This is a genomic window from Fodinisporobacter ferrooxydans (genome assembly GCF_022818495.1).
Classification (GTDB): domain Bacteria; phylum Bacillota; class Bacilli; order Tumebacillales; family MYW30-H2; genus Fodinisporobacter; species Fodinisporobacter ferrooxydans.
Window position 1 is genome coordinate 2,221,797 of sequence record NZ_CP089291.1, and the last position, 25,486, is coordinate 2,247,282.

Consider the following 25,486-nt stretch of genomic DNA (forward strand, 5'->3'; position numbering starts at 1 on the left):
ATTTCTTACCTCCTTGAAGAAAACAGCCGAAACGGGATGCCGTCCGAAGAATGAAATAACTCCTCCCAGTACCGTATCATTTTTGTGCCCCATTGTACAGAAAGTTCCCATTCTTCAATGGGGAGATGTGTTGCCAGCTTGACAGCCAAAAATGGCAAATTCACGCCTGCCGCCGTACAATGTACAATGGTTCCTTGAATTCTCGGATTAATTTCGATGATTTTTGGCAAACCACTTGCATCTCTGCGAACTTGAATGCCGATGTTGCCGTGCAGTTTCAGTTCCTGTACGATCTTTGTACAATACTCGACAACATCCTGCTCGTTTACGATTTCTCCCTCTACGGTAATTCCGCCAATCATCTTCTTGCGCAATCTAGGGATGGCTATGATGACTTCTCCTTCCTTTGCCAAAATATCGACACTATATTCTTCATTCGGCAGGTATTCCATCACGATCAGTTCGGGAATGGCCGAAGCGGTGCTCAGAATTTGTTTTACCTCCTGTAAGCTGATATAGGCTGAGCTTGGTTTTTCATGAAACAACAGTTGGAAGCGATCTTTTTTATCATCCAAAATATGAAATCCTCTGCTTCCATCTCCGATCGTCGGCTTGAAACAAACGGCTTTTTGCGGATATCCAAGTGTGGCAATCGCTTTTTCCAGCTCGTCTGCTGTCTGTACGACATCATATTGAGGAATGGGAATACCGGCAGTTCCAAGAGTCTGCAGCATGATTCCCTTATGGAGTGCAAGTGTCAGCCGATCTGCATCCGATACGGACACTTCTGTGCCAAGTCTTTTAAAATCCGGCTTCTCTTTTGCCAGCGATTCAAGTTCCGCACTCACCAAAGGCAGCACGACATCGATCGCTTCTTTTTGGCATAAAAGTTTTACGAAAGGGAGGAACAAAGGGTCGTTCGCACGTGGGCCCGGATAAAACTTGTCGACCATGGAAGCACCTGCGGCATCTGGATTGATATCGATCCCGGTCACTTGAATGTCAAAGGATGGAACCCTTTTTAACGATTGAATCACACCGGGGGAAGCCGGAGATCCCGCGCCTGTCAGTAGAACATGGATTCGCTGTTGCACTGTCTATCAACTCCTAAACCTGTTACTTTCAACATATTAGAAAACATGAAATCAGAACATGGATACTCATCTAATATTGCAAAATTAGTTATATCCACAGCCAAACTGATTGTTTTTATCTAGCTCAAGAAAAAAGATTTTTCATATGCTAGGAAAGAGGATGAAAGGAGGGGTATGAGACATTGAATAGTTTGAACTTCAATCAACAACGTGTGTTAATTCTTGCCCCACATGCGGATGATGAAACGATTGGTTGTGGTGGAATCATTCAAAAGTTTTTAAAAAATAATAGTTCCATCCGGGTTGTAATCGCATCATTTGTACTGGGGCAGTATACAAAATACAAAAAGAAACTAGCGAAATATGAATTGTATTCAGGATCGGAACGTCTAAAAGAACTGCAAGCTGCCATGCAAATATTAGGCGTTGCCGATTATCATTTTCTATATACGGATACAGCAATGCCGATGTATCATAGTCGTCTCGATACGATTCCAAAAGTGGATTTGGTTGCCAAAATTGAATCACACATCCAGGAGTTTCAACCTACGATTGTGATTCTTCCCTCCAAAACAAAGCATCAGGATCATCTCGTCCTCCACGAAGCAGGAATCACTTCTTGCAGGCCCTACTTTTGGAATGGATCCATATTTGTGTATGAGACAGATGGAGAAATAACATTCGAACCGAATCTGTTTTTACCATTGGCAGAGGAAGAATTACAGGTAAAAATGCAAGCATTGGCTGCGTATCAAACACAGATTGGCGAAGAATGTCATCCGGTACATCCCAAATCCATCAGGATTAAAGCCCAATTTCGGGGCCAAGCCATCTACAGCGAGTATGCGGAGGCGTTTCAAATGATCCGCTTGCATGGATGAGTATTGCCGAATCACATAAAGATACGATCGAATATGATTTTTTCTGTGAGAGAAGGGAATTTTACAGAAGAAGGGTATTTTTAAACACAATCACTCCACAAACCATGGGAAGTGGAATGATTGTGTATATGACAGAATTATGGTTGCTCATATGTATACAGGATTCAAGTGAGAAAACAGCGACATCCGAGTCGGTTCTCAATCATCCATTCTCTGTTCCCGCCGGGACAATAACAGAAAAACTGAACCAAAGACGAAAAGAAGAACTCCCCACCACAAGTTTATATTCCAATTTACGATTGCTTTCGGATGTACAATGAGTCCGAAAATCGCCAAAATGAAACCGTATATGACAAACAAAAGACCAATTAAGAAACGCAAATCGAACCAGCGGCGTTTGTTTTCATTTTCGCTCAATTGCAGCACCTCCTACCAAAACCAGATGTTTAAAACGATAAGTATAATGACGGACAGCGAAGCCAAATAACCGGGACGTTTGTACCATGCCAGATTTCCATAATGAGGTGCTCTTGTTAAACCATATACCAAACCCTTTAATTCTCCTTCCTGTTTTGGCTTGGTCATGAAACTGATCACAACCGTGATTGCCGTCGTAATCACCCATGCCCACCAAGCGCGCCAGAAGTTCCCCGCCGCAGCGCTTGCGAAGTAGTTGGCCGGCAAGAAAATGTACAGTAAAAACGCTCCGACGATGCCGCATAACAGGCCAAAGAAACCGCCCCAGGCGGTTGTTCTTTTCCAGAACATGCCAAGCAAAAATGTTGCAAACAATGGCGCATTGAAGAACGAAAACAGTGTTTGCATGTAGTCCATGACACTGGGAAACCCTTGCGCGATATAGGCAGTGCCGATACTGATGACGACGCCGACCACAACCGCCCAACGTCCGATTTTGATATAGTGTTCATCACTGGCGTTCTGATTGATATATGCCTGATAAATATCGTATGTCCAGACTGTGGTAAATGCCGTCACGTTGCCGGCCATGCCGCTCATAAAACTTGCCAGCATGGCAGTGAGTCCAAGCCCGATCATCCCAGGCGGATAATAATGTTGAATCAGCAATGGCAGAGCCAGGTTGTAGCTTGGCCCATTCAGTTTTCCTATATTGGGAAATAAAACGGCAGCGATCAATCCGGGTATAATAACCAAAAGCGGAACGATCATCTTAAAAAATGACGCATAAATGGGCGTATTTTGTGCCGCCCGCAAATTTCTTGCGGCGAGTGTCCGCTGAACAACGAGAAAGTCGGTTGTCCAATAACCGAATGAGAGGACAAAGCCCAATCCGAGCACGACACCAAGCCAATCGATTTGCATGGCATTGTGTGCAGGACTATCGAGGTTTTGCCAGAGATGACCGAAACTTGCCGGAAGTCGTGCCATCATTCCGTTCCATCCGCCCAAATCGTGGATCCCGAGTAAAGGAATCAGCAACAATCCAGCCCAGATCAGGAAGAATTGAATGACTTCATTATAGATGGAGGATGTCAATCCGCCTAATCCCACATAAATCAATACAACAACAGCAGAAATAAAAATGCTTGCCGTCAGTGACCAGCCGATCAAGACCTGAAAGATCAACGCCATTGAGTACAGGCTGATGCCTGACGTAAGCACTGTCATAATCCCGAAGGAAAACGCATTGACCGCCCTTGTCGCTTCATTAAATCGCATCTTTAGATACTCAGGGACAGAACGAACACGCGTCGCATAGTAAAATGGCATCATATACAATCCCAGGAACAACATTGCCGGAATCGCACCGATCCAATAATAATGTGCCGTCAACAATCCATATTCGGCACCGCTTGCGGCCATGCCCATAACTTCCAGTGCTCCAAGATTCGCCGATAAAAATGCAAGGCCTGTAATCCAACCGGGAATGGACCGTCCGGACAAGAAAAAGTCTTCACCTGTCTTCATGTGATTTTTCAAGAGAAATCCAATGCCGATCACAAATACGAAATAAATGGCGATCAATAAATAATCGATAAACGTTGCATGAAATAATGCATGTTGCATCGTAAGCCTCCTTGCAAGTTTGAGTTCTCCTTACATCCATGCAGTAGGGACAAAGCAATGGCTAACATGTAGTATTTCAAATTTAATCATTTATATGATGTGTATTGTATGTGTAAAATCATTACTTTGCAGTAGCGTTCAGTTCAAAATTTTCCGTTTGTTTACCCCAATCCACTGTTGTAGTCAGAGTATCGTTTTTTCCAGGAAATAATACTGCGCCTGCGCCATTGGAAGTAATAACCTTATGGAGATCTACATTGTTATTTTCATATGAGAAACTTCCACCTGTAGATTTTACAGTATATTTAAGATGTGGAACAGTTTGTGGGTTAGCCCCAATGTAAGTAAGTTTAAATTGATGTTCTTCCCATATTCCATACAGCGAAAAATTTTTGTTCCATACTTTTGCCCCACTTAAATCATAAACACCTTTCCAATTTTCGCTATGCCCAATAAATTGTATATTTGATGGTAAAACAGATAAGTCATTGTTTTGCCAAACTATATTACCAGCATCATCTTTTGCAACGAGTCCCCATACTTTGGTTCCGTCTTCCAGAATCGAAAAAGAGAGGTCTGATGCAGATTTTTTTACGCCTTGTTTAAGGAATTTACCAGTAATAGAGATAAGATAATAGTATGTTTGATTATCTGTTGATTTCTGTTTTACTTGAATGTTATTTGATGTTTGGTCTGGTTTACCATTGTACATGGATTCTAAAGCATAGGTGACGTTTTGAACCGATTTTGACACACTACTCCAAGGTATATTTACCTTAGTTTGAACATTAGTATTAGGTACTTTAGAATTAGAGCATCCTGCAAGCACAAGGAATGGTAATAGGAGACTGACTTTAAAAAGCTTATTCAAGATAACACCACCTTGATTGAGTTATTTATATATCTGTTTTTACGACTTGATTTGTGCGGCTCTTCTAGAATTCATATAGTACCTGCACTGTTGTCTCACTTTCGTGCAGGTACTTACCTTAAGAAGTTCATTATACATTCGTTCATACACTTTGCTTTAGCACTTGTCAGCATCGACTAGTTCTCAACTGGCCAATGTGAGATAGAAGGATACTCTGATACTTAAACGCTAACCTTGCCGTTAGAACGGTATTGATGTTATTGAATTCATGAGCAACGTATCATGCCATGGCGTTTTACCCGCTAGTTCTAAACTAGTCCTTGAGGTTCGGGTAATACTATTCTTCAAACAATTCAGTTTTTTACATTACGACTATTCTTCCCAAGGACTTTTAAGGAATTGATATCGCAACAAACTCTCTGGTACGAAGAGTGCAAAGTCTTCTATTTTTGCTTTCTTCAAACGTAATTTATTTTCTTCTAAATAGTACTTTTAAGTCGGAGCCGAGATAATCAATTTCTCTAATTGAATTTAAGCCAATTTGTGAATCCATGTAAGAATGCGTTGTACTGCCGACTACTTTGATAGCTGCAGTATTATTGGGGTAGATAATTTGTACTTGCTGAATTTTCTTATCATTGATCAGCCCAGCCGTCACGATATAGTTTCTTTTTGGCTCGGAGGAAAGCGAACCTGACATCTGATGTAGGGTGTATGGTGAAGATTGATCTACTTGTGCAGTATCAATATTCTCTAATGTCGACATCGATCCTGATTGATTTACATAGGCAATGCCCTCGAAGGGTTTGTTTGATAACCTATATGTGAAGAATAAAAAAATATTTTTACTATGTATTTGGGTGTTGATGAGGTGGAAATCCTGAATAGTTGAAGGGAGAGACATTGAGAGTAACTTTGTCCAGTTGCTCCCATTGATATGAGGGTGCGAAATATGTTCCTGTGTTGCGTCCTTAACAGGAATACTATTTTCTGTTACTTTCTGATTATGCGAAGGAGTACATCCTACTAGTAAAATTAAAAATAGCCCAAGCCCCAGTAATCTTTTCATAGACATTAGTTTCCCTCATTTCTGTAGTTTAGTGTTTTCCGGAAATCAATGAGTTTTATTTGTTCATTTTGTCCCCACCACTCTGATTCGTAAGATAACGCAGTTTGTTGAATAACGAATGCAATCTCTTGCGGCGAGAGTTTTGGGTTTTTTGCTTTAAGAAGTGCTGCTAGTACCGTAACGTATGGTGTTGAAACGGATGTTCCTGAGAAAATTTCTTGTTGATATTTATGGGATGTATTATTGTAATTGATCGAATGGATTGCTTGGCCTGGAGCATAAACATCTACACGACGATTTACAGTGGTAGATGATAGAATGTTTAGATTTTTGTCTAAGGCACCAACAGAAATCAGTCCAGGCAAAGGATAAGAAGCTGGATAGTTGTAAATATTATTATACGTATTGCCTGATGATGCAATAATAACAATTCCATGTTTAATTGCTCTTACAATACTTTTATAGAGTTCAGGAGTCGAAACAGAAGTACTTAAACTAACGTTTATGATATCAACATGTTGGTTCGTCAATTGATTAATTCCGTGAGCTAATTCAAGAGAATTAAAATGGTTAGATGGAATATTAAATGCAACAATATGCACCCCTGGTAGAACACCTTGAAATCCCATAGAATAATTGTTCTTTTTTGCACCTATCAAAGAGGCAACAATGATTCCATGATGGCTCAAAGCAGGTGTGAAATCTGAATTTGCCCAAGTGATATTTAAAAATGGTATTGTAGGAATAAATCCTGTATCAATAATCCCGATCTTAATTTTATTAAAACTAGATTCAGGTATATGCAAGTCTATTGTATTTGCGTGCATGGTAAGCAAAGCAGAATGATTATTACTATAGTTTATCTTGTTAAAAGATACTTGTTTGGTTTGATATCCGGTAGTGACTATAGTCAAAGTGATTACAAAATAAATTAAAATATATATTTTCCTTTTGATCTTTGCCACCCTCTAATTAAACGAAGTCTTCCAACCCCTGTTATGAATATTGGTTGTTCTTCTGTCTCTTGTTGCTCTGTAATTTGTACACTGCAGTTCTGGTCATCAACGTCCACAACTTACTCAAGTGATAATAACCACATTTTATTTCGAAAAATCTAAAAGGGAGTGATATCCCCCTTTTAGATTCTCTCTTGTATGCATTAATATAGTATTGTGAATGAGCACTTTGTTTCCGCAGGAAACAAGTGCTCATTTGCACATTGGAACAGATTACCGCTATTTTAATGCCGCCTCAATTTGCTAAACTTTTTGCAAATTATAAGGGCGGTGTTTCGAGTGATTATTACCCATCATTTTCCAGTTGATCTTCCCTGTTATTTTCAGCTCGGCAGGGCCAATAATTTCCCTGTGATTGAATCTTGCCCGATTTGTAAGTCCCAACAGAAGTTAAAACGCCATGGTTTTTATAACCGCTACGCGATCGAGACCGATGCAGAATATCGGATTCCCATTTGCCGTTACAAATGTCCGAATCCCAAATGTAACAAAACATTCGCTATTCTTCCGGATTTTCTGCTTCCCTACTTTCAGAACACGCTCTCTTCCATCTTGCAGACCTTACAACTATTCTGGGCTTATTGTGTACTGCTATTTAGCCGCCAGTTAGTTTGTTTTTACCGGAAACGGTTGATGGCCAAAAGCAAAATCATCGAGATGTTCTTTCGTCTTGAGGGGAACAAACAGATCTTCCCAGAAGATCCCATAGAAAAAGCCATAATGCTTCTGAATATGATTGAAACTCTCCCCAGAGTCACCTTCATTCGAAAGTGGCACAATCATTACATTAGCAGCTTTATGGCACATTCATTTTATCACGGATCACCCGTGGCCAAAACAGAATAATGTTTCCACATACCTTTTTCCTCGTCAGGGACCGTGTACGGGTTTTATAATGCATCGTAATGGTTAGCCGGCTAGCCTTCGAAAAGGAAGAACGAGAAAGCGCGCCAGTTCTTTCCAATTTAGACAATGGGAGGCTACTTAACCAATGGATGAACAAAACCGGGAACGCGTGGCCCTTTTTCGCTATGGGATCATCGCTCCCTTGCTCAATGAACAGGTGGATCGCGCCACATATTTGGCTGAGGTGTCTGCCAAAACCCACGAAGTCCCTTACTATGGTTCCAAAGAATTTACACCCAAGACAATCTTAGCTTGGCTAAGGCAATATCGCCGTAATGGTTTTGACGCGTTAAAGCCCCAGGCACGTTCGGATCGAGGACAATCCCGATCGTTATCCGGTGAATTACAGCTGCACTTGGTATCCCTGCGTAAAGAAAATCAAGGAATGCCAGTGACGGTGTTTTATGACCAATTGGTGCAACAAGGAGAGATTTTACCGCAGGATGTATCTTATACCTCTATCTATCGCTTACTGAAAAAGGAGGGATTGCTGGGGAAGGGGATAGTGCGTTCGCCCGAACGAAAACGGTTTTCTCATGATACGGTCAATATGCTCTGGCAAACCGACCTGTCAGATGGGCCATATCTTCGTACAGGCGACAAAAAAATCAAGACGTATTTAATTGCGGTGATCGATGATTGCTCTCGCCTATGCACATTTGCGCAATTTGTCCCATCCGAGAAATTTGACGGGCTACGCACAGTCTTGAAAGAAGCTTTGCTTCGCAGAGGCATTCCCAAGATGCTGTATACCGACAACGGCAAGATCTTTCGTTCCGATACGCTGCATTTGGCTTGTGCAGAATTAGGCATACACCTCCTGCACACGCAGCCCTATGATGCCGCTAGCAAAGGGAAAATAGAACGCCTGTTCGGAACGATTAAGACGCGTTTCTATTCGCTGTTAAAAGCAAAACCGGCTTCTTCATTGGAAGAACTGAATGAACGGTTTTGGAAGTGGTTGGAGGAAGACTACCATCGCAAGCCACATTCTTCTCTCAATGGAAAAATGCCGCTCGAAGTGTACTTGTCCCAGATTGATCAAGTACGGATGGTCGACGACCCTGCCAAATTAGATCCTATCTTTCTTAAACGGGAGAATCGAACTGTCAAACATGACGGAACGTTTTCGCTCAATAACCAGCTGTATGAAGTTCCCGAGCGATTTATAGGTCAAAAGATCGAGATTCGTTACGATGAACAAGGCGTGCATATCTATGAGGACGGGAAACCAGTCGCTCGCGCTTCTGAAGTGAATTTTCATGATAATGCTCATGTAAAACGAAAACGACCCGCCATCTCCTTCGCTGATATGCAAGGGATGGACAGGAAAGGAGAAGATAGGGAATGATCATGGCATTCTATTCCCTTTCCAAAATCCCTTTTGCCAAGGAAACCAAAGGTATGTCGCCCTATACTTCCCGTTCCTTTCAAGAAGCAATGGGATGTTTAACCTACATGAAGCAGGTTCGCGGCATGGCACTTGTTGTCGGCGACCCGGGAGCCGGTAAAACCTACGCCTTGGGTGCATTTGCCGAAGGCTTGGGCCAATCGCTCTACAAGGTCATCTATTTCCCGTTGTCTACAGGAACAGTAACTGACTTTTACCGTGGATTGGCCTTCGGCCTAGGAGAACAGCCACAAAGTCGGAAAGTGGATCTGTTTCGCCAAATCCAACAGGCGATTAGCCGTTTGTTCTACGAACAAAAGATTACGCCGGTTTTCATCCTTGACGAGATGCAAATGGCCAAAGATGTCTTTTTACAAGATTTGAGCCTGCTCTTTAATTTTCACATGGATACCCAGAATCCTTTTGTCCTTCTTATATGCGGCTGGCCTTACTTACGGGACCGTCTGTCGTTAAACCCACATAGATCCTTATCCCAGCGGCTTTTGGTTCGACATCAGGTCGAGCCGCTGGATAAGGAAGAGGTCAAGGGATATATGGAGCATCACCTTGCCTATGCCGGGGCGAAATATCCGATTTTCACGGAAGACGCAATAGAAGCTGTTAGTGCCTGTTCCAATGGATATCCACGCCTGATTAATTTATTGGCTATGCACGCCCTATTATATGGCAGCCAAAACAAAAAAGAACAGATCGATGCCGAAGTCATCCGGATCATCGCCCCGGAGTGCGGTCTGGCATTGAGATAGCTTGGATGGCTTAGAACGAGTCAAAGGGGACAACCCTGATCCCCAAATATTCTCAGGAAAGGAAAGAATCATGATGACCCGAACCCAAAAACCAGGAATCCTCGTCTATTGTCCTGCCAAGGAACGCTGGCAAATCCAAAAGATAGACCATTCTTACGACCTTCACTGCGGCGATTGTTTCGAGATTAAGGTAGGCTATGAGTATATCCCTTGTAGAATAGAACTTGGCTGTGAATGGCTGTTATACCTTCGGGAAACTCGATTTTATTTACATCCAAAACAGAAATACGAAGTGAAAGTCGATTAACAAAGAGTGACAAGTGATTACTTCTTAGACCCAGTAGAAAGGCAATAGCTAAATGCTATTGCCTTTCTACTGGGTGCAACAAGCGATAGCGCGTTAGGAAAAAAGCAAACTTGATCACGTATTAGACGAGTATATAGGGAATGAACGATTTGAACAAGAGCGGAATTGGGATAAAGTGTAGTTGAAGTAGGATGGATTGGATAATAGTGGAATGAAATACTCGCCAGAAGACCGCGAAAGCGTGCAAATTTTTTAATCATTGGCTAATTTATTCTGAAAAAGGGGCCTAAAATCTTTCGATATGGGACCTAAATAATTTGCAAATCCTAAGCCGATTTATTGTGCAAATTCACAATAGTATTAAGTATACTGTGCTTGTGAGTAATCAACACTACCATCATAAGCTGCTTCTGTCACCGCAAATTGATGCCATTGCCCACCGCTGCTAACAGAAATGGATAGGCCGGCATAACTCGCCGAGAAACTACTGCTCACCTGGAAGAAAACGTCTGTGTATCCCTGAACCCAAGTGCTACTTCCGTTTGTTGAAGTGGTGTACGGCATATTCGAATTCGAAAAAGTATTCACTTGAACAACACCGTAACTAGCCTCACTACCCTGATCCAAAGTTCCTACTGCCTCTTGGTTAGAATAACCTTTATTAGATTCCGTCCAATTAAGTTGATCTTCAACTTTCGAATAACTCACACCATCCTGATATTCCCATTGTGTAGTGCTTACCCAATTTCCATCGCCATCGCCATCAACTCCTAATAGAGCACTTTGAGTCCAAGGGCCTGGATCAGCAGTATCTGTCTGAAGTTTGCCACTATAATTTGGGACAGTTTTAAAAGTGGCTTTTATCGAGCTACTTGGCGCTAAATATGGGGAATCCTGTATCAACAGAACTATTAATTTTAAATGTTTGGGGCCCAGATACATTGATTGGACCGAATGAGTTATATGTCCATATCAAACGTTTACGGGATCGACTAGAGGACGATAGCCGTAATCCTAAATGCCTTTTAACTATTCGTGGTGTAGGATATATACTATATCCTAGAAAAAAGTAAAATGGTTATCAAATTAGCTTCCTCTGAAGGTAGCGTTTGAAACCAAAAACATAAGAGCGGACATTTCCACCCAAATTAGGATGATTAAAAGCGGTCGTAGCCAGTTATGGTTGCTGTCCACTAAAAAAACTGGATCGGATATCCAAATTTAAAAACCCACTCGAAAAACATTTCGAGTGGGTCTTATTGTGTATTCCCGTCTGACAAAAAATCTTTCCATTCATCAAATGTGCCTTGCGAAGAAGCCGGTTCTTTGTTTCGAAGGAAATGGTATAAAAGCGCGTCTGATAAAATAAAAATTTAAGCATGGATGAACAGATGTTTTCACATATGCCTGAAAAATACGAAATATTCTAAAAGTGCGTGTTCAAAAAGTGGTCAAGTAAGACACAAGGAGTGCGAAGTCGAAGCACGAAAAGCCGACGGAGTGTACGTGTTTGGTACATGAGTAAGGCTTTTTGGGATTCGGCAAAGCAATCCGCCGTGGAGTTTTGACTACTTTTTGAACATCTTCTAAAAAAGATTGCTGATTGTTTTTGACAGGAAGGGAATTTACTTCACATGGCGAAGAACATCAATTGGCGATATTATGGGACACGGATTGGCATCTGCTTTGCTGGTGTCTTCTTTGTTGTCCAACATTCGTTCAGAGTCGTTTTCCGAATGTTCGCCAAAAGAAATTTTGCAAAGAGTGAACCGGTATTTGATTCGGGATGTTCGCACTCCCATGTTTGTCACCGCTGGTCTTGTGCTTGCCGATCAAAGCCAACAGACGATTACATACGCAGGCGCTGGCCATCCTTTTCCTTATTTGATCAACAAATCGGGCGTTCAGGAAATCGAATTGCCATCGATTCCTTTAGGTGTGGATGCACAGGCGGTTTTTGAACAGATGACAGTTTCCATGCAGCCGCATGATATTTTAGTCTTATACACAGATGGATTGGTTGAAGGGGAAATAGCACGCTGTTTATGGTCCGCTTTCGACACATAGAAAGAAAACTTGAGTCAGGATAAAAACAGTTTCGAATAGCTATGAACAGCCATGTTCAAGGAAGAATTCCCACTGTGGGAATGTGGGAAGCAGGCAAAGGAGAGGAAAGATATGCAGCATGCACACACACATGTATATGGCACATTTCCCAGCCGGTTGGGCACTGAAAAATTGGCGCTTGTAATGGCGGAACGCTTTCTGGCTCCATTTCATATAGACGAAGAAATCGTATCGGACATTAAAACAATCTTGGCCGAATGTTGCTTGAATGCCATGGAACATGGAAATGCGTTTGACCCCTTGTGCGATTACGCCGTTGAACTCGAGTTGGAAATGAAGGAATTGTTGATTCGCGTTTTCAATAGTGGTACATCAAACATAGACAAGGATGAGGTCATAAACGCTTTTCCCACAATCGAGAGTGCGTTCAGCGAAAACAGCCGCACACGCGGCTGGGGGCTGCAGTTAATTGATCAGTTAGCGAACAATTGGGAATTCTGCACGAGACAAGGAAGAACATTTCTGGAAGTCCAAGTTAAGATTCCAAATCGGAATGGAGGTGAAAGACTTGCCGGACAATAGCAAAATTTCAACGTATACAAAAGAAAACACCTGGTGTGTCTGTTTTCAGGATGAATTGACGCGAAATGAGGAAACCGTGTTTTTTCAGACCTATCCTTGGCTTGCTTCCTTCCATGAAAGCAAGGATATACTGTTTGATTTCACGAATACCCGCTATATCAACAGTGCAGGGATTGCTTTGTTGATTCGCTATGTACGCGAAGCACGACAGAAAGAATATTTCTGTTATGCAGTTGGTGTATCCAGTCATTACCAGAAAATCTTCCGTATTGTAGGACTTTCCTCATACATAGAAAATTTTCCCGATGCGTTCAGCTTTTTTGAAAGAATGCGCCTGCGCCGAAGCTATTCAAATGAAAGATAACAAAGAATAATAAATCCCCCATGCAAAGATGGGGGATTGTGACATTCGCGTTCATCAGGCTCCACAACCCGAAAGCATGAACGCGGCGCAATATGTCGGCTCGAATGAAGTATATCATATGGATGTACAAAAGGCAAAGTTGATTGTTGGAAAATCAAAAGTACACAAGCAGTTACCGAAGCTGTTCGTTAAAAAAGCCTAATGTCCTGGCAAATGCGTCTCGTGCCGCTGTTGGATTGTAGGATGCCCTTGTGTCATTAAAAAATGCATGATGTGCTTTTGGATACACATGATACTCGTAAGATTTGCCTGCTTCTTTCATCGCGGCCGCAAAAGCGGGAACTGCGTCTGTGATCCGTTTATCCAATTCCCCGTAAAAACCCAGAACCGGACACTGAATGTGGGAGATCGCCTCCGGTTTTGGGGCGTTTCCATAAAAGATAACAGCGGCATGTATGTTTGGATCTTTGCTGGCTAATAATGCGGATAAAGCGCCGCCCATGCAAAAGCCGACAGATCCGATGGGCTGATTTTTGGTCACTTCATGCTGATTCTTCAAAAACATGGATGTTTCTTGCAGTTGCCCCGCATAGTGATCGATTTTTGCCAATACGTCGCCAAATAATGTTCGGAAAGTTTCCCGCAATTCTGTTTGTTTCGGATCCGGCAATTTGGCTAATGCTGCTTCTCTTTGCTCCTCACTGCCCCACGCGGTGGGCGGCAAACTTTCCAGAAATGCTTTGATCCCTTCGATGCGATCTGGCTGCAAAGCGTCCGGCCGCTCGCCGCCTTCCGCGAAAAGATCAGGAGCAATGGCCAGGTAACCGGCTTGTGCAAAACGTTTTGTCACATCTTGAATGTGATGATCCACACCCCATATCTCCTGAATGACAATGATGGCTGGAAGTGTATGACTGTTGTTCGCAGGCTTTGCTAAAAATGCGCGAAATTGATTGTTTGTGCCGTAATCGATCCACTCTGCATGTAAAGTCACAAAGATCCCTCCCGGAAAAGTGAAAAGCTCCGCTACTCCTTTTTGACCCATTCAAACGATCTGCAAATCAACTATGTTTGTAACACAATTTAGTCTAGGTAATTACATTTTAAAAGTCAAATCATCACGATAGGAGTAAAGAATAACCGACTTCAGGCGTTTACAAGCGGAGTATTCATTAGGTTCATCATCTATCCCTATTTTCATGGTACAACTTCAGAGCAACATACTGTAGGATAGGATTGTAGGATCTGGACTGCAGGACTCTGGGTTGCAGGATCTGGCTGTGGAATTTTGCATGACGCGCGCAGAAAACAGGAATCTCGATATATACTACTGGTATAAAGATAGTTTCGGAAAGGGAGGGACGAGCGTTTTACGCTCTTTCCGGCGGTGTCGTATGGGTAGCGAGGATTGTAGTAAGGAGGAGTCGGCGATGGATCGAACCATTCGAGTCCTATTAATCGAGGATGATCCGATGGTACAAGAAGTGAATCGGCAATTTGTGGAGAATGTAGTGGGTTTTACAGTTGTCGGAATCGCAAACAATGGCGTTGAAGGCATTCAGAAAATAAACGATTTGAAACCGGATCTCGTTTTGCTTGACGTTTTTATGCCATTGAAAGATGGATTGGATACACTTGCGCAAATTCGCGAACAAGTGGAAGTCGATGTCATTATCATTACAGCAGCAAACGATATGCGTACCATTCGGTGGTTTTTGCAAAAAGGGGCTGTGGATTACATAATAAAACCGTTTAAGTTTGAACGAATCAAGAAATCATTAGAAAATTATTCTGCAAGGAAAAGGAGCTTGGATGAGGGACGTTCCGTAACACAGGCGGAATTGGATCAATTGCTGCATGGGAAGCATCTCATGGAACACATGAATGCACCGAAAAAGCAGATGATTCTTCCAAAAGGATTAAATGAAATTACACTCAATCGCATTTTGGAGTTTTTAACGAAGCAAAGCGTATCTCTATCCGCCGAAGAAGTGGCAGAGGGTGTGGGGATCGCAAGAGTCACTGCGAGAAGATACTTGGAATATTTAGAGGAAAACGGGAGTGTAAAAATCGATATACAGTACGGCGGGGTTGGCCGCCCTGTGAATCGTTACCTGATACGCAATGAATGACTCAGGGAGTAGAACAATACAATGTGTGAATGGCGACCGATAGACAATGAGCACTCGTTTATCGGTCTTTTTTCTTGGATTCTAATGGTATTCAAAAATTTATCAGGCATACTGTAAGTGAAGGTTTCATACGTCCTGGAAACAGTCGATACAACCATTCTGAACTCTATACAGTTTCAAACAACCGGAATGTTTGGAGGTAACAATATGGCAAAGATGAGCAATACGATGGTTGCACTCTGTGCAACTGCAATCGGAATTATTTATAGTGCGGGATATGTGGTGACAGAAAATCCCGGTACTGCCATTGCGAAAAATATACCAGCCATGTCCGCTTCCGCACAACCGGAGCAAAAGACAGTTGCGGAGGCAGATTCTGCACAACAAGCGCAGAACGACTCCGAAGCAAATGCAGCAGATGTTACGGCGAACCAGGGAAATGCCAGTACATCAAAGGCTGCTGCCAGCCAAGGCAAATACCGTGATGGCACGTATTACGGCCAGGGAACCAATCGCTTTGGAACCGTAGGAGTAGCAGTGACGATCAAACAAGGCAAAATCATATCCTGTAAAATTACGGAAAGCAGTACACATTATCCGCAATCCTATATTGATCCTGTGTTGCCGGAGCAAGTGGTGGCACGGCAAAACGGAAATGTCGACGTAGTTTCGGGAGCTACAAGAAGTACGGAAGATTTTCAAATGGCAGTTCAGCAGGCGCTCCAACAGGCGCAAGCGTAAATAGGCATTCCTTGCGTAAATTCCTTATTGCCGGAGAAAAAGGAGGAATAGCGCGGATGATGACTCATACAGCAAAACGAACATTTGTACAATCGACACTCTGCATGGGTACGGTGGTTTCCGTAAAAGTAGTGACTGCTCATGCCGAGATGGAAGCTAAGGAATGCATGACGCGAGCATTTGATGCGTTTCATTTCGTGGAACGTGTGTGCAGTCGTTTTCATGAACAAAGTGAACTCAGGCGTCTTTCCATGCATGTGGCGACACCTGTACGAGCAAGCGATATTCTTTTTGAAGCCATTCGCTTTGCATGGGCAGTGGCGAATCTTACAGGTGGAGTGTTTGACCCGACAATTGGCCATACGTTGGAGACGTACGGATTCAATCGCCACTATTTAACAGGTGATCGAATCGAATCGAATCCTTGGACCACATGGATGGACAATGCTGAGAATTCCGTCAGTTATTTGGATGTTGAGCTAAATGAAGAAAATCGGACGGTTCTCTTGCGAAAACCGCTGCTACTGGATCTGGGAGCAGTAGCGAAAGGATTGGCTGTGGACATAGCGGCGAAGGAATTGAATGATTTTGAAGGTTTTGTAATCGATGCCGGCGGAGATCTTTATGTCGGCGGAATGAATGAACAGGAGGAGCCTTGGCTTATTGGGATTCAGCATCCTTATCGTAAAGAGGAATCCATTTGCTCGGTGCGGGTGACGGATATGGCCGTTTGTACTTCCGGCAGTTATGAGCGAAAAAGTCCGGTAAAGGAACGGACGCATCACCTGATTGATCCGCGCTCAGGCACTTCACAGCCTGACATTGTAAGCTGTACCGTAATTGCACCTTTTGCGATGATGGCCGATGCATTTTCAACAGCAGCTTTTATTTTGGGTCATGAGCAGGGGGTTCGGCAGTTGGAGCAAGTGGATCTCGATGGTTTGCTCATCACGCCGAATTTGGATATCTATACGACAAATCAAATGAAGAGGTATTTGTATGAACACAAATAGAGGAATGGAGCAGACGCTAAGCCGCCAACAAACCTATAGCCGCAAGCAAACACAAGTCAGACCACAGGGAAATACGCAAAAGCAGCAACGGAAATTTCTCATGACGCCGAAACTCTATGTAATGATTGTGCTCATCGTCATGACGGCGATTGCGGGAATGCACGCAGCAGATCGTCAGGGGATTCTCAATGCCTGCGCTGCTATCGTAACAGCCTTGTTATTGGACTTGCTGATTGGGGTTTTGCAAAAACGCAATCGCCTGTTTTCTGACGGCGGCGTCATCACCGGACTCATTGTAGCGCTTGTTTTAAGTTCCATGACACCTTGGTATATCTGTGCGTTGACGACCGGGATTGCAATTGTTTCCAAACACGTGTTGAAGATAAAAAGAAAACCGATTTTGAATCCTGCCGCTTTCGGGCTGCTTGCGGCAATTCTTTTGTTTTCAAGCGGTCAAAGCTGGTGGGGAGCCATGTCGGAATTGCCGATTTGGTCGATCGCCTTTTTGCTTGTCGGCGGCTTTCTCGTCACAAGTCGGGTGAATAAATTTCCACAGGCATTTTCCTTTTTGGCTGTGTATTTCATCTTGTTGCTATTGATGGGGTTTCTCAACTTTGGTCAGGCAGGAGACGCTCTGCGCACACCTTTCATCAACTCCGCTCTTTTTATGGCGTTTTTCATGCTGACAGATCCCCCGACATCTCCCGGCAAATACAAAGATCAGGTCGTGTTCGGCTGTATAACAGCAATCGTCGGTGTGGCTATTTTTATGATGTTCGGAGGACTTACTTATCTATTCATAGGGTTGCTCGCAGCAAATGTCTGGAACGCGTATCGCATCTATAAAAGCAACATATAGCTGTCATATAAAAACACCAGAGTCGGATACTCTGGTGTTTTACGTGGTACTAACTCAACTGTATTTAATATAAATAAAATCGCTTACAAAAATTAATCGCAAAATATACGTATGAGCTCGAGGCGCTTTTTGTTTGTTTTTTCTACTCTTTTATTGAATAAAGCGTTTTCATTTATTACAATAAGAACTATACGGCATCAGTTGATCGCTTCTACTGGGATGACGTGTTGCGTAATGAAACGTTTTATGTTCGGATTTTGTTCGGATGCATCTCAAAATCAAACATTTTTAAAAAACAGGAAAAAGGAAGCTGCGAAATGGATGTCGTCACAATAGGTGAAACAATGTTGTTATTTACTCCAGATTCCATCGGTTTGATGCGGCATGCCAACACCTTTTCAGCAAAAGTTGCGGGGGCGGAGTCGAATGTCGCCATCGGTTTATCGCGGCTTGGCCACAAAGCCGGCTGGATCAGCCGGGTCGGGGATGATGAATTTGGAGAAAAGATCCGCTCGTTTATACGGGGAGAAGGTGTGGATATCAGTCTTGTCAAAAAGGACAGCACGGCACCGACAGGAATCTTTTTTAAGGAATTCAGGAATCCTTCCGATGTTCGAGTCTATTATTACCGCAAACATTCGGCAGCAAGCCTTATGTGCAAAGAAGATATAAATGAGGAATACATTTCAAAGGCGAAATATTTGCATATTACAGGGATTACGCCTGCACTCAGTGATTCCTGTCATGAAATGGTGCTCAAGGCGGTTCATTTGGCAAAAAAGCATGGGGTAACGGTCGTTTTTGATCCGAATTTGCGCAGAAAACTGTGGGAAGAAGAACGCGCCCGCCGGGTTTTGTTAGAGTTCGTCCGGCATGCGGATATTGTTTTGCCGGGAATCAGTGAAGCAGAATTTCTGTTTGGATCAAGAGATCCTGTGGAATGTTCGGAGTTGTTTTTGAAACAGGGAGCGTCCCTCGTTGTGATGAAGTTGGGAAACAAAGGTGCGTACTACGTTTCGGAAAAAGTGAACGGGCGTGTCGATGGGTTCAAGGTTCCGCAAGTTGTGGACCCGGTTGGCGCAGGAGACGGATTTGCTGCCGGATTTCTTTCCGGCATGTTGGACGGTTTGCACGTTTCCCAAGCGGTGGAGCGGGGATGTGCTGTCGGCGCGATGGTAGTCATGGTGCCGGGAGATGTGGAAGGGCTGCCGGATCAAGCAGCTTTGCAATCCTTTATAACTGCTGCAAAAGATGGCGATGATGTACAACGTTGATCGACTGATTAACAGGACAAAAACATTTGGGAGATGTGTTGAGGATGAAACGATTACAACAGTTGTACGATTTCGGTATTGTGGCAATCGTTCGCGGCGCCAGGGCGAAGGATGTATTGCCGATTGCCAAAGCGCTGCAAAAGGGCGGCATTCAAGCGATTGAGATCACTTTGAATTCGCCAAATGCCCTGGCCGTCATCGAACAGGTAAAAGCGGAACTTGGCGACGACATGCTCGTAGGTGCCGGAACCGTGCTGGATTCCGAGTCGGCACGGGCAGCGATTGCGGCAGGCGCAACGTTTATTATTTCTCCCACCCTTGATGTCGGGACGATTGAGATAACGAAACGCTACGGCGCCATCAGTATTCCGGGAGCCTTTACGCCAACCGAAATTTTAACGGGGTTTCAGCGTGGTGCAGACATCATGAAAGTATTTCCTGCAACATCGCTGGGACCTTCGTATATCAAAGATATTCATGGACCATTGCCGCAAATTCCTTTGATGCCGACGGGGGGAATCGGCCTTGGAAATATTGCCTCTTATATACAGGCGGGTGCTGTTGCCGTCGGTGTAGGCAGTTCCCTGGTCAATGCCAAAGAAACGGTCAATGAAAGCTATTTGCGGCAATTGACAGAGAAAGCGCAGCAAATGGCGGCAGAAGTGCGGAGAGCAAGAAATGCGGAAGGAAGGAAAGAATGAAAGCTGCAAAAGAAACGATACATGAGGAGCGAACGTTATGAAAATAACAAGCTATCAATTATTTCAAGTCCCTCCCCGCTGGTTGTTTTTGAAAATTGAAACAGATGCGGGCATTGTCGGCTGGGGGGAACCGGTAATCGAAGGAAAGGCTGCAACTGTTGCGGCGGCTGTGAAAGAACTTATGGAGCATCTGATCGGCAAAGATCCGCTGCGGATCGAGGATCATTGGCAAACGATGTACCGGGGCGGTTTTTATCGCGGCGGTCCGATACTTATGAGCGCCATTGCCGGAATTGATCAAGCCCTTTGGGATATCAAAGGCAAGTATTATCAGGCTCCCATCTATCAATTGCTGGGTGGAGCATGTCGCGATTCGATCCGGGTATATTCTTGGATCGGCGGGGATCGACCGAGCGATGTCGGCCAGGCGGCAAAGCAGGTGGCAGATGCGGGATTCACGGCTGTCAAGATGAATGGGACAGAAGAGTTGCAATATATCGATTCTTATCAAAAAATTGATGAAGCGGTTGCCAGAATCGCAGCGGTGCGGGAAGCGGTTGGCGGCAATATCGGAATTGGCATCGATTTTCATGGACGCGTCCACAAACCGATGGCAAAAATTCTGGCGAAGGAATTAGAACCGTTCCGTCCCATGTTTATCGAAGAGCCGGTATTGTCGGAGAATCATGAGGCATTGCGGGAAATTGCCAATCATACGGCAATCCCGATCGCTACCGGTGAACGGATGTTTTCCCGCTGGGACTTTAAGAAACTCTTGTCAGACGGTTATGCAGATATCATTCAGCCGGATTTGTCTCACGCCGGCGGAATTACGGAATGCAAAAAAATTGCATCCATGGCGGAAGCGTATGATGTGGCATTGGCGCCACATTGTCCCCTGGGCCCGATTGCATTGGCTGCTTGTCTGCAAGTCGATGCAACGGCTCACAATGCGTTTATCCAAGAACAGAGTCTTGGCATTCACTACAATCAGGGCAGCGATTTGCTCGATTACGTCGTGGATCGCACTGTTTTCGATTATAGCAACGGATATGTAAAAATTCCGCAGGGCCCTGGTCTTGGCATTGAAATCAATGAAGAACACGTAAGAAAAATGGCGGAGATCAGCCATAACTGGAAAAATCCCGTTTGGCGCCACAAAGATGGCAGTGTGGCGGAATGGTAAGAAAATAGGAGTTCGATTCATATGTCTTGGAAAGCAGCAGGTCTGCAAATCAATCATTATTTGGAACGTTGGATATTTATCTGGGTGCTTTCTGCAATGGCAATTGGCTACGTATTGCATGGAGTCCTTGCGCATCTGGAAGGAAGCATTGTCGCTTTGTTTGCATGTATGACGTTTGTGACCGCATTGGGAACAAGAATCAAACAAATCGGCTATGTCATGCGGCATCCCTATACCATCGTTCTGGCATTTTTCATGATTCATGTTTTCATGCCATTGTTCGCCTTCAGTATTGCCAAGCTTACTTTGGCACATCAGTCATCCTACATCACCGGCATCGTACTGGGGGCTTCCATACCGGTTGGAGTGACATCAGTGATGTGGACCGGTTTGGCAGAAGGCGACCTGCCTCTTGCACTGGCGATCGTTTCGATTGATACGCTGCTGAGTCCTCTGGTCATACCTTTAACGGTTCATGCAGTCGTTGGCAAATCTGTACAGATTCCGTTTGCAACGCTGTTTTGGGGATTGGTATGGATGGTTGTGATCCCGACCATCCTGGGGATTCTGATCAATGAATGGTCCAAGGGGAAAGCAAAGCAGGTGGTTCAGCCGATTGCGGGCCCCGCTTCAAAGATCGCCATGTTGTTGGTTGTGGCGATTAATGTGGCGGTTGTCGAACCGACGATTCAACATGGCAGCAACTTTAAGATGTTGTTGATCACATTGATCCTGGTTGCAGGGTTTGGCTACTTGATCGGACATTTCTCCGGCGTTGCTGCGAGATTGAAACCTGTAACTCGAATCGCCATGACATATAATGTCGGCATGCGGAATATCAGTGCAGGAATCACAATTGCGACACAGTATTTTGGCCATGACGTTTCCATTCCCGTCGTCTTGGCCATGCTTTTTCAACAGCCGTTCGCAACGTTCGTCTACTGGCTGTATATGCGAAAGACGCATGATGGAACGGGGAAACAACCGTTGCATGTGGCATAGGTATCGGTTTCCTGATTCGCGTTTCAGGGTACCACCAACAAAACGCGAATCAGGGAATGGATATTTTTCATTGAGCCATTAAACTGCAGAAGATGAAATCAACAATTCGAGTTTTGAAATGACTTCAGACAATATTTCTTCAGATGCTTTGCAAATGAAGGATGCTTGTCGGGATTGCCAATCCAGGCTTTTTACTTGATCAGAAAGGATGGCACCCTCAATTGGCAAATCCTGCGGAACAATAACCTCAAACGGATACCCCTTGATCTTTGATGTGACGGGGCAAAGTAAAGCCAAACCGGCTTTGCTATTGTAGGACTGGGGTGAAATAACAAATGCCGGTCTTCTTCCAGCCTGTTCGTGACCAGATTGCGGAGTAAACTGCAGCCAAATAAAATCTCCACGTTCCGGGATGTATGTACTTACCATACTTCACGACCTTTTGCAGGGCCTGTAGCAATCTCTTTGTGAATATTGTCAGGTGTTATTTGCGATACTAATTCTTCCAACTTTTGTTGCTTTCGTTTAATAATAATTTTGTCATTTTCAACGTCAAAATCAATCTCTGAACCTTCTTCAAGACCTGCTTTCACAGCTATTGCTTTCGGAATTCGTATGCCTAAACTGTTCCCCCATTTTTGAACTTGGAACAAATCATACACCTCCTACTTAAGTATATACAAAGTATATACTTAATAACAATGGAAATCAAGGATACAGATTCATCGATCGGTTGTCTTTAGTTAAGATGTGTACAAAACAATAGTAGTATATGCGACCTGAGAATGGTCGCTTTTTTTAATGCGGATAAACTGCTAAGCTTTAAAGTGTCGTACAAGTTTTGGATTTCTTCGGATCATGATTACACAAATGAATAATTTACTTGTATCCTTAATAGAGTTGTGTTTGGCATAATAATAGAATCAAATTGATTTTTCGTTAGCGACTGAGGAGAGGCATGTATGTTTGATATGTACGACACAGGTTTCGTGGTAATCGGGGGAATGGTTTCTTTGATGCGTTTTGTGCCTGATGGGATAAGAATCACAGTTGGTTCAGAAATGATATGGTTCACCGCTTTTCTGCTCGTCATTGTATTGTTGGGGTGTATTATTGCAAAACTCAAGCAGAATATTGCAAACTTGAAAAGGACGGAAATCAAGTTGCAAGAACAACAAGATCAATTGCAGACATTGATTCATGCATTGCCGGATGCAATCAACTTCAAGGATGCGGAAGCAAGATGGATCGAGGCGAATCCCCCCATGCTCCGATTGTTCGGACTTGAGGGTATTGATGTTTACGGAAAAACCGATAAAGAATTGGCGCAGTACACGTCGTTTTATCGGGATGCGTTGAATTATTGCGAAGTATCGGATGAGTATGCCTGGAAAGCGGGGAAAATCACCCGTGTGGAGGAGACGGTGTCTCAGCCGGACGGCAGCGTGAAAATCTATGATACGCATAAAGTGCCGATGTTTGATAAGAATGGCCGCCGCAAGGGATTGGTTGTCATAGGGCGGGACATCACCGAGCAAAAACAAATGCTTGAGGCGTTAAAAGAAAGTGAAAAGAAATATCGTACGTTGGTGGAATCTTCTCCGATCGGTGTCATGATTTATCAGAATGGCGTCATTCACTATATCAATCCTAGCGGCGCCGACATTTTGGGTGCTCCAAGCGCAGAATCTTTACAAGGCTTCTCCGTATTAAACTTCATTCACCCAGATGTTCAACCGGCTGTTTTGGAACAGATAAAAACGATGGCCGTCAGTCCACAAGAACCGATTGAAATCAAAGTTGTTTGTATGGATAAAAAAGAAGTGTATATTCAAATATTCACACTTCCTATTCGTTTTAATGGAAAATCTGCTGTTCAAGTCGTATTTAATGATATTACGGAACGTAAAACAACGGATGAAAAGATCCGATATTTGGCTTTTCATGACGCGCTCACTGGACTTCCCAATCGCAAGATGATGCACTCGCACTTGCGGGATGCATTGAAAAGTCGACAAACACATGAGTCTGTAGCAGTCATGTTTATTGATCTGGATTCGTTTAAGCATATAAATGATACATTAAATCACACAGTGGGTGATGAGGTTTTAAAAGATGTCGCACAGCGATTGCAGGCGTGTGTCTTTGATTCCGGCATTGCCTGCCGGATGGGCGGTGATGAGTTTGCAATCATTCTGCCGAATGTCACGAATATGAATATCGTTCAAGGGATAGCGGATGGCATTCTCAAACAACTGCGAAAGCCCTTGTTTATCGAGGACAGAATTCTTCGTGTCACTGCAAGTATTGGCATTTCCTTTGCTCCAGATCATGGAGAACAGGTGGAACCATTGATTCGCAGTGCGGATATTGCCATGTATGCGGCAAAAGAACGCGGCAAAAACAAGTTTTATGTCTATACGCAAGAACTGCACAACGAGTATTCCAGACGGCTGGAAATCGAAAATGCGCTGCGGGAAGCTGTTGAAAATGAACAGTTTGAAATCTTTTATCAACCGATTATCGACGTAAAAACAGGTCATGTAGCAAGTCTTGAAGCGCTGATTCGGTGGAATCGGCCGGAATATGGCTTTGTTTCTCCGACAGAATTTATCCCGATTGCAGAAGAAACAGGCCAAATCATATCGATCGGAAGATGGGTGGCACGCAGTGTGTGCCGGCAAATTAAAAACTGGCAACAGCTTGGATATTCATTGGTTCCCATATCGATCAATGTTTCCGGAATGGATTTTCAACTTCCGGACTTTATGGAGAGATTCAAAGAGATTGTCAATGAAGGCGAGATTGATCCAAAATGGATCGAAATTGAAATTACAGAGAGCGCGCTTATGAATGATATTCAGCATGCGATGCAAACGTTGAAAGATTTGAAGGAAATGGGCGTTCGATGTGCCATGGACGATTTTGGAACTGGTTACTCTTCGCTGAGCTACTTGAGAAAATTTCCGGTCGACAAACTCAAAATTGACCGATCGTTTGTCAAAGATATCTCGAATCAGGAAAATCAGGCAATTTTAAGAAATATTATTCAATTGGCGCGAAACCTCCGCCTTCTGGTAGTAGCGGAAGGAGTCGAGACACAAGAGGAATTGCGTTTTCTTCAATCTGAGATGTGTGACTATGTTCAGGGATACTTATACAGCCAACCGATCTCCGCAGCCGGGATTGAGGACCGCTTTTTGAAATAGTCTATCATT

At 43.6% G+C, this 25,486-nt stretch carries 28 protein-coding genes; 18 read left to right on the forward strand and 10 right to left on the reverse strand.

Annotated features, from left to right (window positions below; genetic code table 11):
• Positions 1 to 5 precede the first annotated feature (5 nt).
• Positions 6 to 1,094, reverse strand: a complete 1,089-nt coding sequence (locus tag LSG31_RS10640) for an ATP-grasp domain-containing protein (RefSeq protein ID WP_347439230.1) — start codon at positions 1,092 to 1,094, stop codon at positions 6 to 8.
• Between the two features lie 182 nt (positions 1,095 to 1,276).
• Between LSG31_RS10640 and LSG31_RS10645 the strand changes: the two genes are divergently transcribed.
• Positions 1,277 to 1,975 carry a PIG-L deacetylase family protein gene (locus LSG31_RS10645; RefSeq protein ID WP_347439231.1) on the forward strand — a complete coding sequence of 233 codons (699 nt, stop codon included), beginning with the start codon at positions 1,277 to 1,279 and terminating at the stop codon, positions 1,973 to 1,975.
• A 198-nt stretch (positions 1,976 to 2,173) separates the two neighbouring features.
• On the opposite strand, the gene LSG31_RS10650 is transcribed toward LSG31_RS10645, so the two are convergent.
• The 5 genes from LSG31_RS10650 to LSG31_RS10670 form a co-directional block, all read right to left on the reverse strand.
• Positions 2,174 to 2,392, reverse strand: a complete 219-nt coding sequence (locus tag LSG31_RS10650; protein WP_347439232.1) for an Asp23/Gls24 family envelope stress response protein — start codon at positions 2,390 to 2,392, stop codon at positions 2,174 to 2,176.
• Between the two features lie 12 nt (positions 2,393 to 2,404).
• Entirely contained in the window at positions 2,405 to 4,021 is a 1,617-nt protein-coding gene (locus LSG31_RS10655) for a sodium:solute symporter family protein (protein WP_347439233.1), read from the reverse strand.
• Positions 4,022 to 4,142: 121 nt separating this feature from the next.
• Positions 4,143 to 4,892 carry a hypothetical protein gene (locus LSG31_RS10660; RefSeq protein WP_347439234.1) on the reverse strand — a complete coding sequence of 250 codons (750 nt, stop codon included), beginning with the start codon at positions 4,890 to 4,892 and terminating at the stop codon, positions 4,143 to 4,145.
• Between the two features lie 469 nt (positions 4,893 to 5,361).
• Positions 5,362 to 5,967 (reverse strand): hypothetical protein, encoded by a 606-nt coding sequence (locus LSG31_RS10665; protein WP_347439235.1) that lies wholly within the window; start codon positions 5,965 to 5,967, stop codon positions 5,362 to 5,364.
• Positions 5,967 to 6,926 (reverse strand): S8 family peptidase, encoded by a 960-nt coding sequence (locus LSG31_RS10670; RefSeq protein ID WP_347439236.1) that lies wholly within the window; start codon positions 6,924 to 6,926, stop codon positions 5,967 to 5,969. The genes LSG31_RS10665 and LSG31_RS10670 overlap by 1 nt, the downstream gene beginning before the upstream one ends.
• A gap of 330 nt (positions 6,927 to 7,256) precedes the next feature.
• Between LSG31_RS10670 and LSG31_RS10675 the strand changes: the two genes are divergently transcribed.
• From LSG31_RS10675 to LSG31_RS23345, 4 genes are all read left to right on the forward strand, one after another.
• Positions 7,257 to 7,823 carry a DUF6431 domain-containing protein gene (locus LSG31_RS10675; protein WP_347435626.1) on the forward strand — a complete coding sequence of 189 codons (567 nt, stop codon included), beginning with the start codon at positions 7,257 to 7,259 and terminating at the stop codon, positions 7,821 to 7,823.
• A gap of 145 nt (positions 7,824 to 7,968) precedes the next feature.
• Positions 7,969 to 9,234, forward strand: a complete 1,266-nt coding sequence (locus LSG31_RS10680; protein WP_347435625.1) for a DDE-type integrase/transposase/recombinase — start codon at positions 7,969 to 7,971, stop codon at positions 9,232 to 9,234.
• Positions 9,231 to 10,040: an ExeA family protein gene (locus LSG31_RS10685; protein ID WP_347435624.1), complete on the forward strand. Its 810-nt coding sequence runs from the start codon at positions 9,231 to 9,233 to the stop codon at positions 10,038 to 10,040. Before LSG31_RS10680 ends, LSG31_RS10685 begins: the two co-directional genes overlap by 4 nt.
• Positions 10,041 to 10,113: 73 nt before the next feature.
• On the forward strand, positions 10,114 to 10,347 hold the full coding sequence (locus tag LSG31_RS23345; RefSeq protein WP_430734216.1) for a DUF5348 domain-containing protein: 234 nt from the start codon (positions 10,114 to 10,116) through the stop codon (positions 10,345 to 10,347).
• A 360-nt stretch (positions 10,348 to 10,707) separates the two neighbouring features.
• Here the strand turns inward: LSG31_RS23345 and LSG31_RS10690 are convergent, their stop codons facing one another.
• Positions 10,708 to 11,289, reverse strand: coding sequence for a hypothetical protein (locus LSG31_RS10690; RefSeq protein WP_347439237.1), 582 nt, complete (start codon positions 11,287 to 11,289; stop codon positions 10,708 to 10,710).
• Between LSG31_RS10690 and LSG31_RS23350 the strand changes: the two genes are divergently transcribed.
• The 4 genes from LSG31_RS23350 to LSG31_RS10705 all read left to right on the forward strand — a co-directional run bounded on the left by LSG31_RS23350 (position 11,232) and on the right by LSG31_RS10705 (position 13,360).
• Positions 11,232 to 11,420: a winged helix-turn-helix domain-containing protein gene (locus LSG31_RS23350; protein ID WP_430734257.1), complete on the forward strand. Its 189-nt coding sequence runs from the start codon at positions 11,232 to 11,234 to the stop codon at positions 11,418 to 11,420. The genes LSG31_RS10690 and LSG31_RS23350 overlap by 58 nt on opposite strands.
• Positions 11,421 to 11,943: 523 nt before the next feature.
• Positions 11,944 to 12,414, forward strand: coding sequence for a PP2C family protein-serine/threonine phosphatase (locus LSG31_RS10695; protein ID WP_347439238.1), 471 nt, complete (start codon positions 11,944 to 11,946; stop codon positions 12,412 to 12,414).
• A 111-nt stretch (positions 12,415 to 12,525) separates the two neighbouring features.
• The gene (locus LSG31_RS10700; RefSeq protein WP_347439239.1) at positions 12,526 to 12,996 is read left to right on the forward strand and encodes an ATP-binding protein; all 471 of its coding nucleotides are present in this window, start codon (positions 12,526 to 12,528) and stop codon (positions 12,994 to 12,996) included.
• 76 nt (positions 12,997 to 13,072) lie between these two features.
• The gene (locus LSG31_RS10705) at positions 13,073 to 13,360 is read left to right on the forward strand and encodes an STAS domain-containing protein (protein WP_347439240.1); all 288 of its coding nucleotides are present in this window, start codon (positions 13,073 to 13,075) and stop codon (positions 13,358 to 13,360) included.
• 172 nt (positions 13,361 to 13,532) lie between these two features.
• Here the strand turns inward: LSG31_RS10705 and LSG31_RS10710 are convergent, their stop codons facing one another.
• Complete coding sequence (locus LSG31_RS10710) at positions 13,533 to 14,354, reverse strand: dienelactone hydrolase family protein (RefSeq protein ID WP_347439241.1); 822 nt, start codon at positions 14,352 to 14,354, stop codon at positions 13,533 to 13,535.
• A 436-nt stretch (positions 14,355 to 14,790) separates the two neighbouring features.
• Between LSG31_RS10710 and LSG31_RS10715 the strand changes: the two genes are divergently transcribed.
• The 8 genes from LSG31_RS10715 to LSG31_RS10750 all read left to right on the forward strand — a co-directional run bounded on the left by LSG31_RS10715 (position 14,791) and on the right by LSG31_RS10750 (position 22,268).
• Positions 14,791 to 15,492, forward strand: coding sequence for a response regulator (locus LSG31_RS10715; protein ID WP_347439242.1), 702 nt, complete (start codon positions 14,791 to 14,793; stop codon positions 15,490 to 15,492).
• 207 nt (positions 15,493 to 15,699) lie between these two features.
• On the forward strand, positions 15,700 to 16,233 hold the full coding sequence (locus LSG31_RS10720; protein WP_347439243.1) for an FMN-binding protein: 534 nt from the start codon (positions 15,700 to 15,702) through the stop codon (positions 16,231 to 16,233).
• A gap of 56 nt (positions 16,234 to 16,289) precedes the next feature.
• Entirely contained in the window at positions 16,290 to 17,246 is a 957-nt protein-coding gene (locus tag LSG31_RS10725; protein ID WP_347439244.1) for an FAD:protein FMN transferase, read from the forward strand.
• Entirely contained in the window at positions 17,233 to 18,105 is an 873-nt protein-coding gene (locus LSG31_RS10730; RefSeq protein WP_347439245.1) for an RnfABCDGE type electron transport complex subunit D, read from the forward strand. The genes LSG31_RS10725 and LSG31_RS10730 overlap by 14 nt, the downstream gene beginning before the upstream one ends.
• A gap of 317 nt (positions 18,106 to 18,422) precedes the next feature.
• Entirely contained in the window at positions 18,423 to 19,379 is a 957-nt protein-coding gene (locus tag LSG31_RS10735; RefSeq protein ID WP_347439246.1) for a sugar kinase, read from the forward strand.
• 44 nt (positions 19,380 to 19,423) lie between these two features.
• Positions 19,424 to 20,080, forward strand: a complete 657-nt coding sequence (locus LSG31_RS10740; protein ID WP_347439247.1) for a bifunctional 4-hydroxy-2-oxoglutarate aldolase/2-dehydro-3-deoxy-phosphogluconate aldolase — start codon at positions 19,424 to 19,426, stop codon at positions 20,078 to 20,080.
• Positions 20,081 to 20,117: 37 nt separating this feature from the next.
• The gene (dgoD, locus tag LSG31_RS10745; RefSeq protein WP_347439248.1) at positions 20,118 to 21,266 is read left to right on the forward strand and encodes a galactonate dehydratase; all 1,149 of its coding nucleotides are present in this window, start codon (positions 20,118 to 20,120) and stop codon (positions 21,264 to 21,266) included.
• A 21-nt stretch (positions 21,267 to 21,287) separates the two neighbouring features.
• The gene (locus LSG31_RS10750) at positions 21,288 to 22,268 is read left to right on the forward strand and encodes a bile acid:sodium symporter family protein (RefSeq protein ID WP_347439249.1); all 981 of its coding nucleotides are present in this window, start codon (positions 21,288 to 21,290) and stop codon (positions 22,266 to 22,268) included.
• 78 nt (positions 22,269 to 22,346) lie between these two features.
• Here LSG31_RS10750 and mazF read toward each other — a convergent pair whose 3' ends face one another.
• Together mazF and LSG31_RS10760 are read right to left on the reverse strand one after the other, a co-directional pair.
• Complete coding sequence (gene mazF, locus LSG31_RS10755; protein ID WP_347439250.1) at positions 22,347 to 22,697, reverse strand: endoribonuclease MazF; 351 nt, start codon at positions 22,695 to 22,697, stop codon at positions 22,347 to 22,349.
• Positions 22,691 to 22,921, reverse strand: a complete 231-nt coding sequence (locus LSG31_RS10760) for an AbrB/MazE/SpoVT family DNA-binding domain-containing protein (protein ID WP_430734258.1) — start codon at positions 22,919 to 22,921, stop codon at positions 22,691 to 22,693. Before LSG31_RS10760 ends, mazF begins: the two co-directional genes overlap by 7 nt.
• A 309-nt stretch (positions 22,922 to 23,230) precedes the next feature.
• Here LSG31_RS10760 and LSG31_RS10765 point away from each other — a divergent pair, with 309 nt between their 5' ends.
• Positions 23,231 to 25,477 carry a sensor domain-containing protein gene (locus LSG31_RS10765; RefSeq protein WP_347439252.1) on the forward strand — a complete coding sequence of 749 codons (2,247 nt, stop codon included), beginning with the start codon at positions 23,231 to 23,233 and terminating at the stop codon, positions 25,475 to 25,477.
• Positions 25,478 to 25,486 lie beyond the last annotated feature (9 nt).

Excerpts from the sequence above, each read along its gene's own strand:
- LSG31_RS23345 (WP_430734216.1), top strand. The coding sequence starts at position 10,114 with ATGACCCGAACCCAAAAACCAGGAATCCTCGTCTATTGTCCTGCCAAG.
- LSG31_RS10740 (WP_347439247.1), top strand. The coding sequence starts at position 19,424 with ATGAAACGATTACAACAGTTGTACGATTTCGGTATTGTGGCAATCGTT.
- LSG31_RS10685 (WP_347435624.1), top strand. The coding sequence starts at position 9,231 with ATGATCATGGCATTCTATTCCCTTTCCAAAATCCCTTTTGCCAAGGAA.
- LSG31_RS10765 (WP_347439252.1), top strand. The coding sequence starts at position 23,231 with ATGTTTGATATGTACGACACAGGTTTCGTGGTAATCGGGGGAATGGTT.
- LSG31_RS10750 (WP_347439249.1), top strand. The coding sequence starts at position 21,288 with ATGTCTTGGAAAGCAGCAGGTCTGCAAATCAATCATTATTTGGAACGT.
- LSG31_RS10680 (WP_347435625.1), top strand. The coding sequence starts at position 7,969 with ATGGATGAACAAAACCGGGAACGCGTGGCCCTTTTTCGCTATGGGATC.
- LSG31_RS10700 (WP_347439239.1), top strand. The coding sequence starts at position 12,526 with ATGCAGCATGCACACACACATGTATATGGCACATTTCCCAGCCGGTTG.
- mazF (WP_347439250.1), bottom strand. The coding sequence starts at position 22,697 with ATGGTAAGTACATACATCCCGGAACGTGGAGATTTTATTTGGCTGCAG.
- LSG31_RS10715 (WP_347439242.1), top strand. The coding sequence starts at position 14,791 with ATGGATCGAACCATTCGAGTCCTATTAATCGAGGATGATCCGATGGTA.
- LSG31_RS10730 (WP_347439245.1), top strand. The coding sequence starts at position 17,233 with ATGAACACAAATAGAGGAATGGAGCAGACGCTAAGCCGCCAACAAACC.
- dgoD (WP_347439248.1), top strand. The coding sequence starts at position 20,118 with ATGAAAATAACAAGCTATCAATTATTTCAAGTCCCTCCCCGCTGGTTG.
- LSG31_RS10725 (WP_347439244.1), top strand. The coding sequence starts at position 16,290 with ATGATGACTCATACAGCAAAACGAACATTTGTACAATCGACACTCTGC.
- LSG31_RS10735 (WP_347439246.1), top strand. The coding sequence starts at position 18,423 with ATGGATGTCGTCACAATAGGTGAAACAATGTTGTTATTTACTCCAGAT.
- LSG31_RS10655 (WP_347439233.1), bottom strand. The coding sequence starts at position 4,021 with ATGCAACATGCATTATTTCATGCAACGTTTATCGATTATTTATTGATC.
- LSG31_RS23350 (WP_430734257.1), top strand. The coding sequence starts at position 11,232 with ATGGGGAATCCTGTATCAACAGAACTATTAATTTTAAATGTTTGGGGC.
- LSG31_RS10690 (WP_347439237.1), bottom strand. The coding sequence starts at position 11,289 with ATGTATCTGGGCCCCAAACATTTAAAATTAATAGTTCTGTTGATACAG.
- LSG31_RS10720 (WP_347439243.1), top strand. The coding sequence starts at position 15,700 with ATGGCAAAGATGAGCAATACGATGGTTGCACTCTGTGCAACTGCAATC.
- LSG31_RS10665 (WP_347439235.1), bottom strand. The coding sequence starts at position 5,967 with ATGTCTATGAAAAGATTACTGGGGCTTGGGCTATTTTTAATTTTACTA.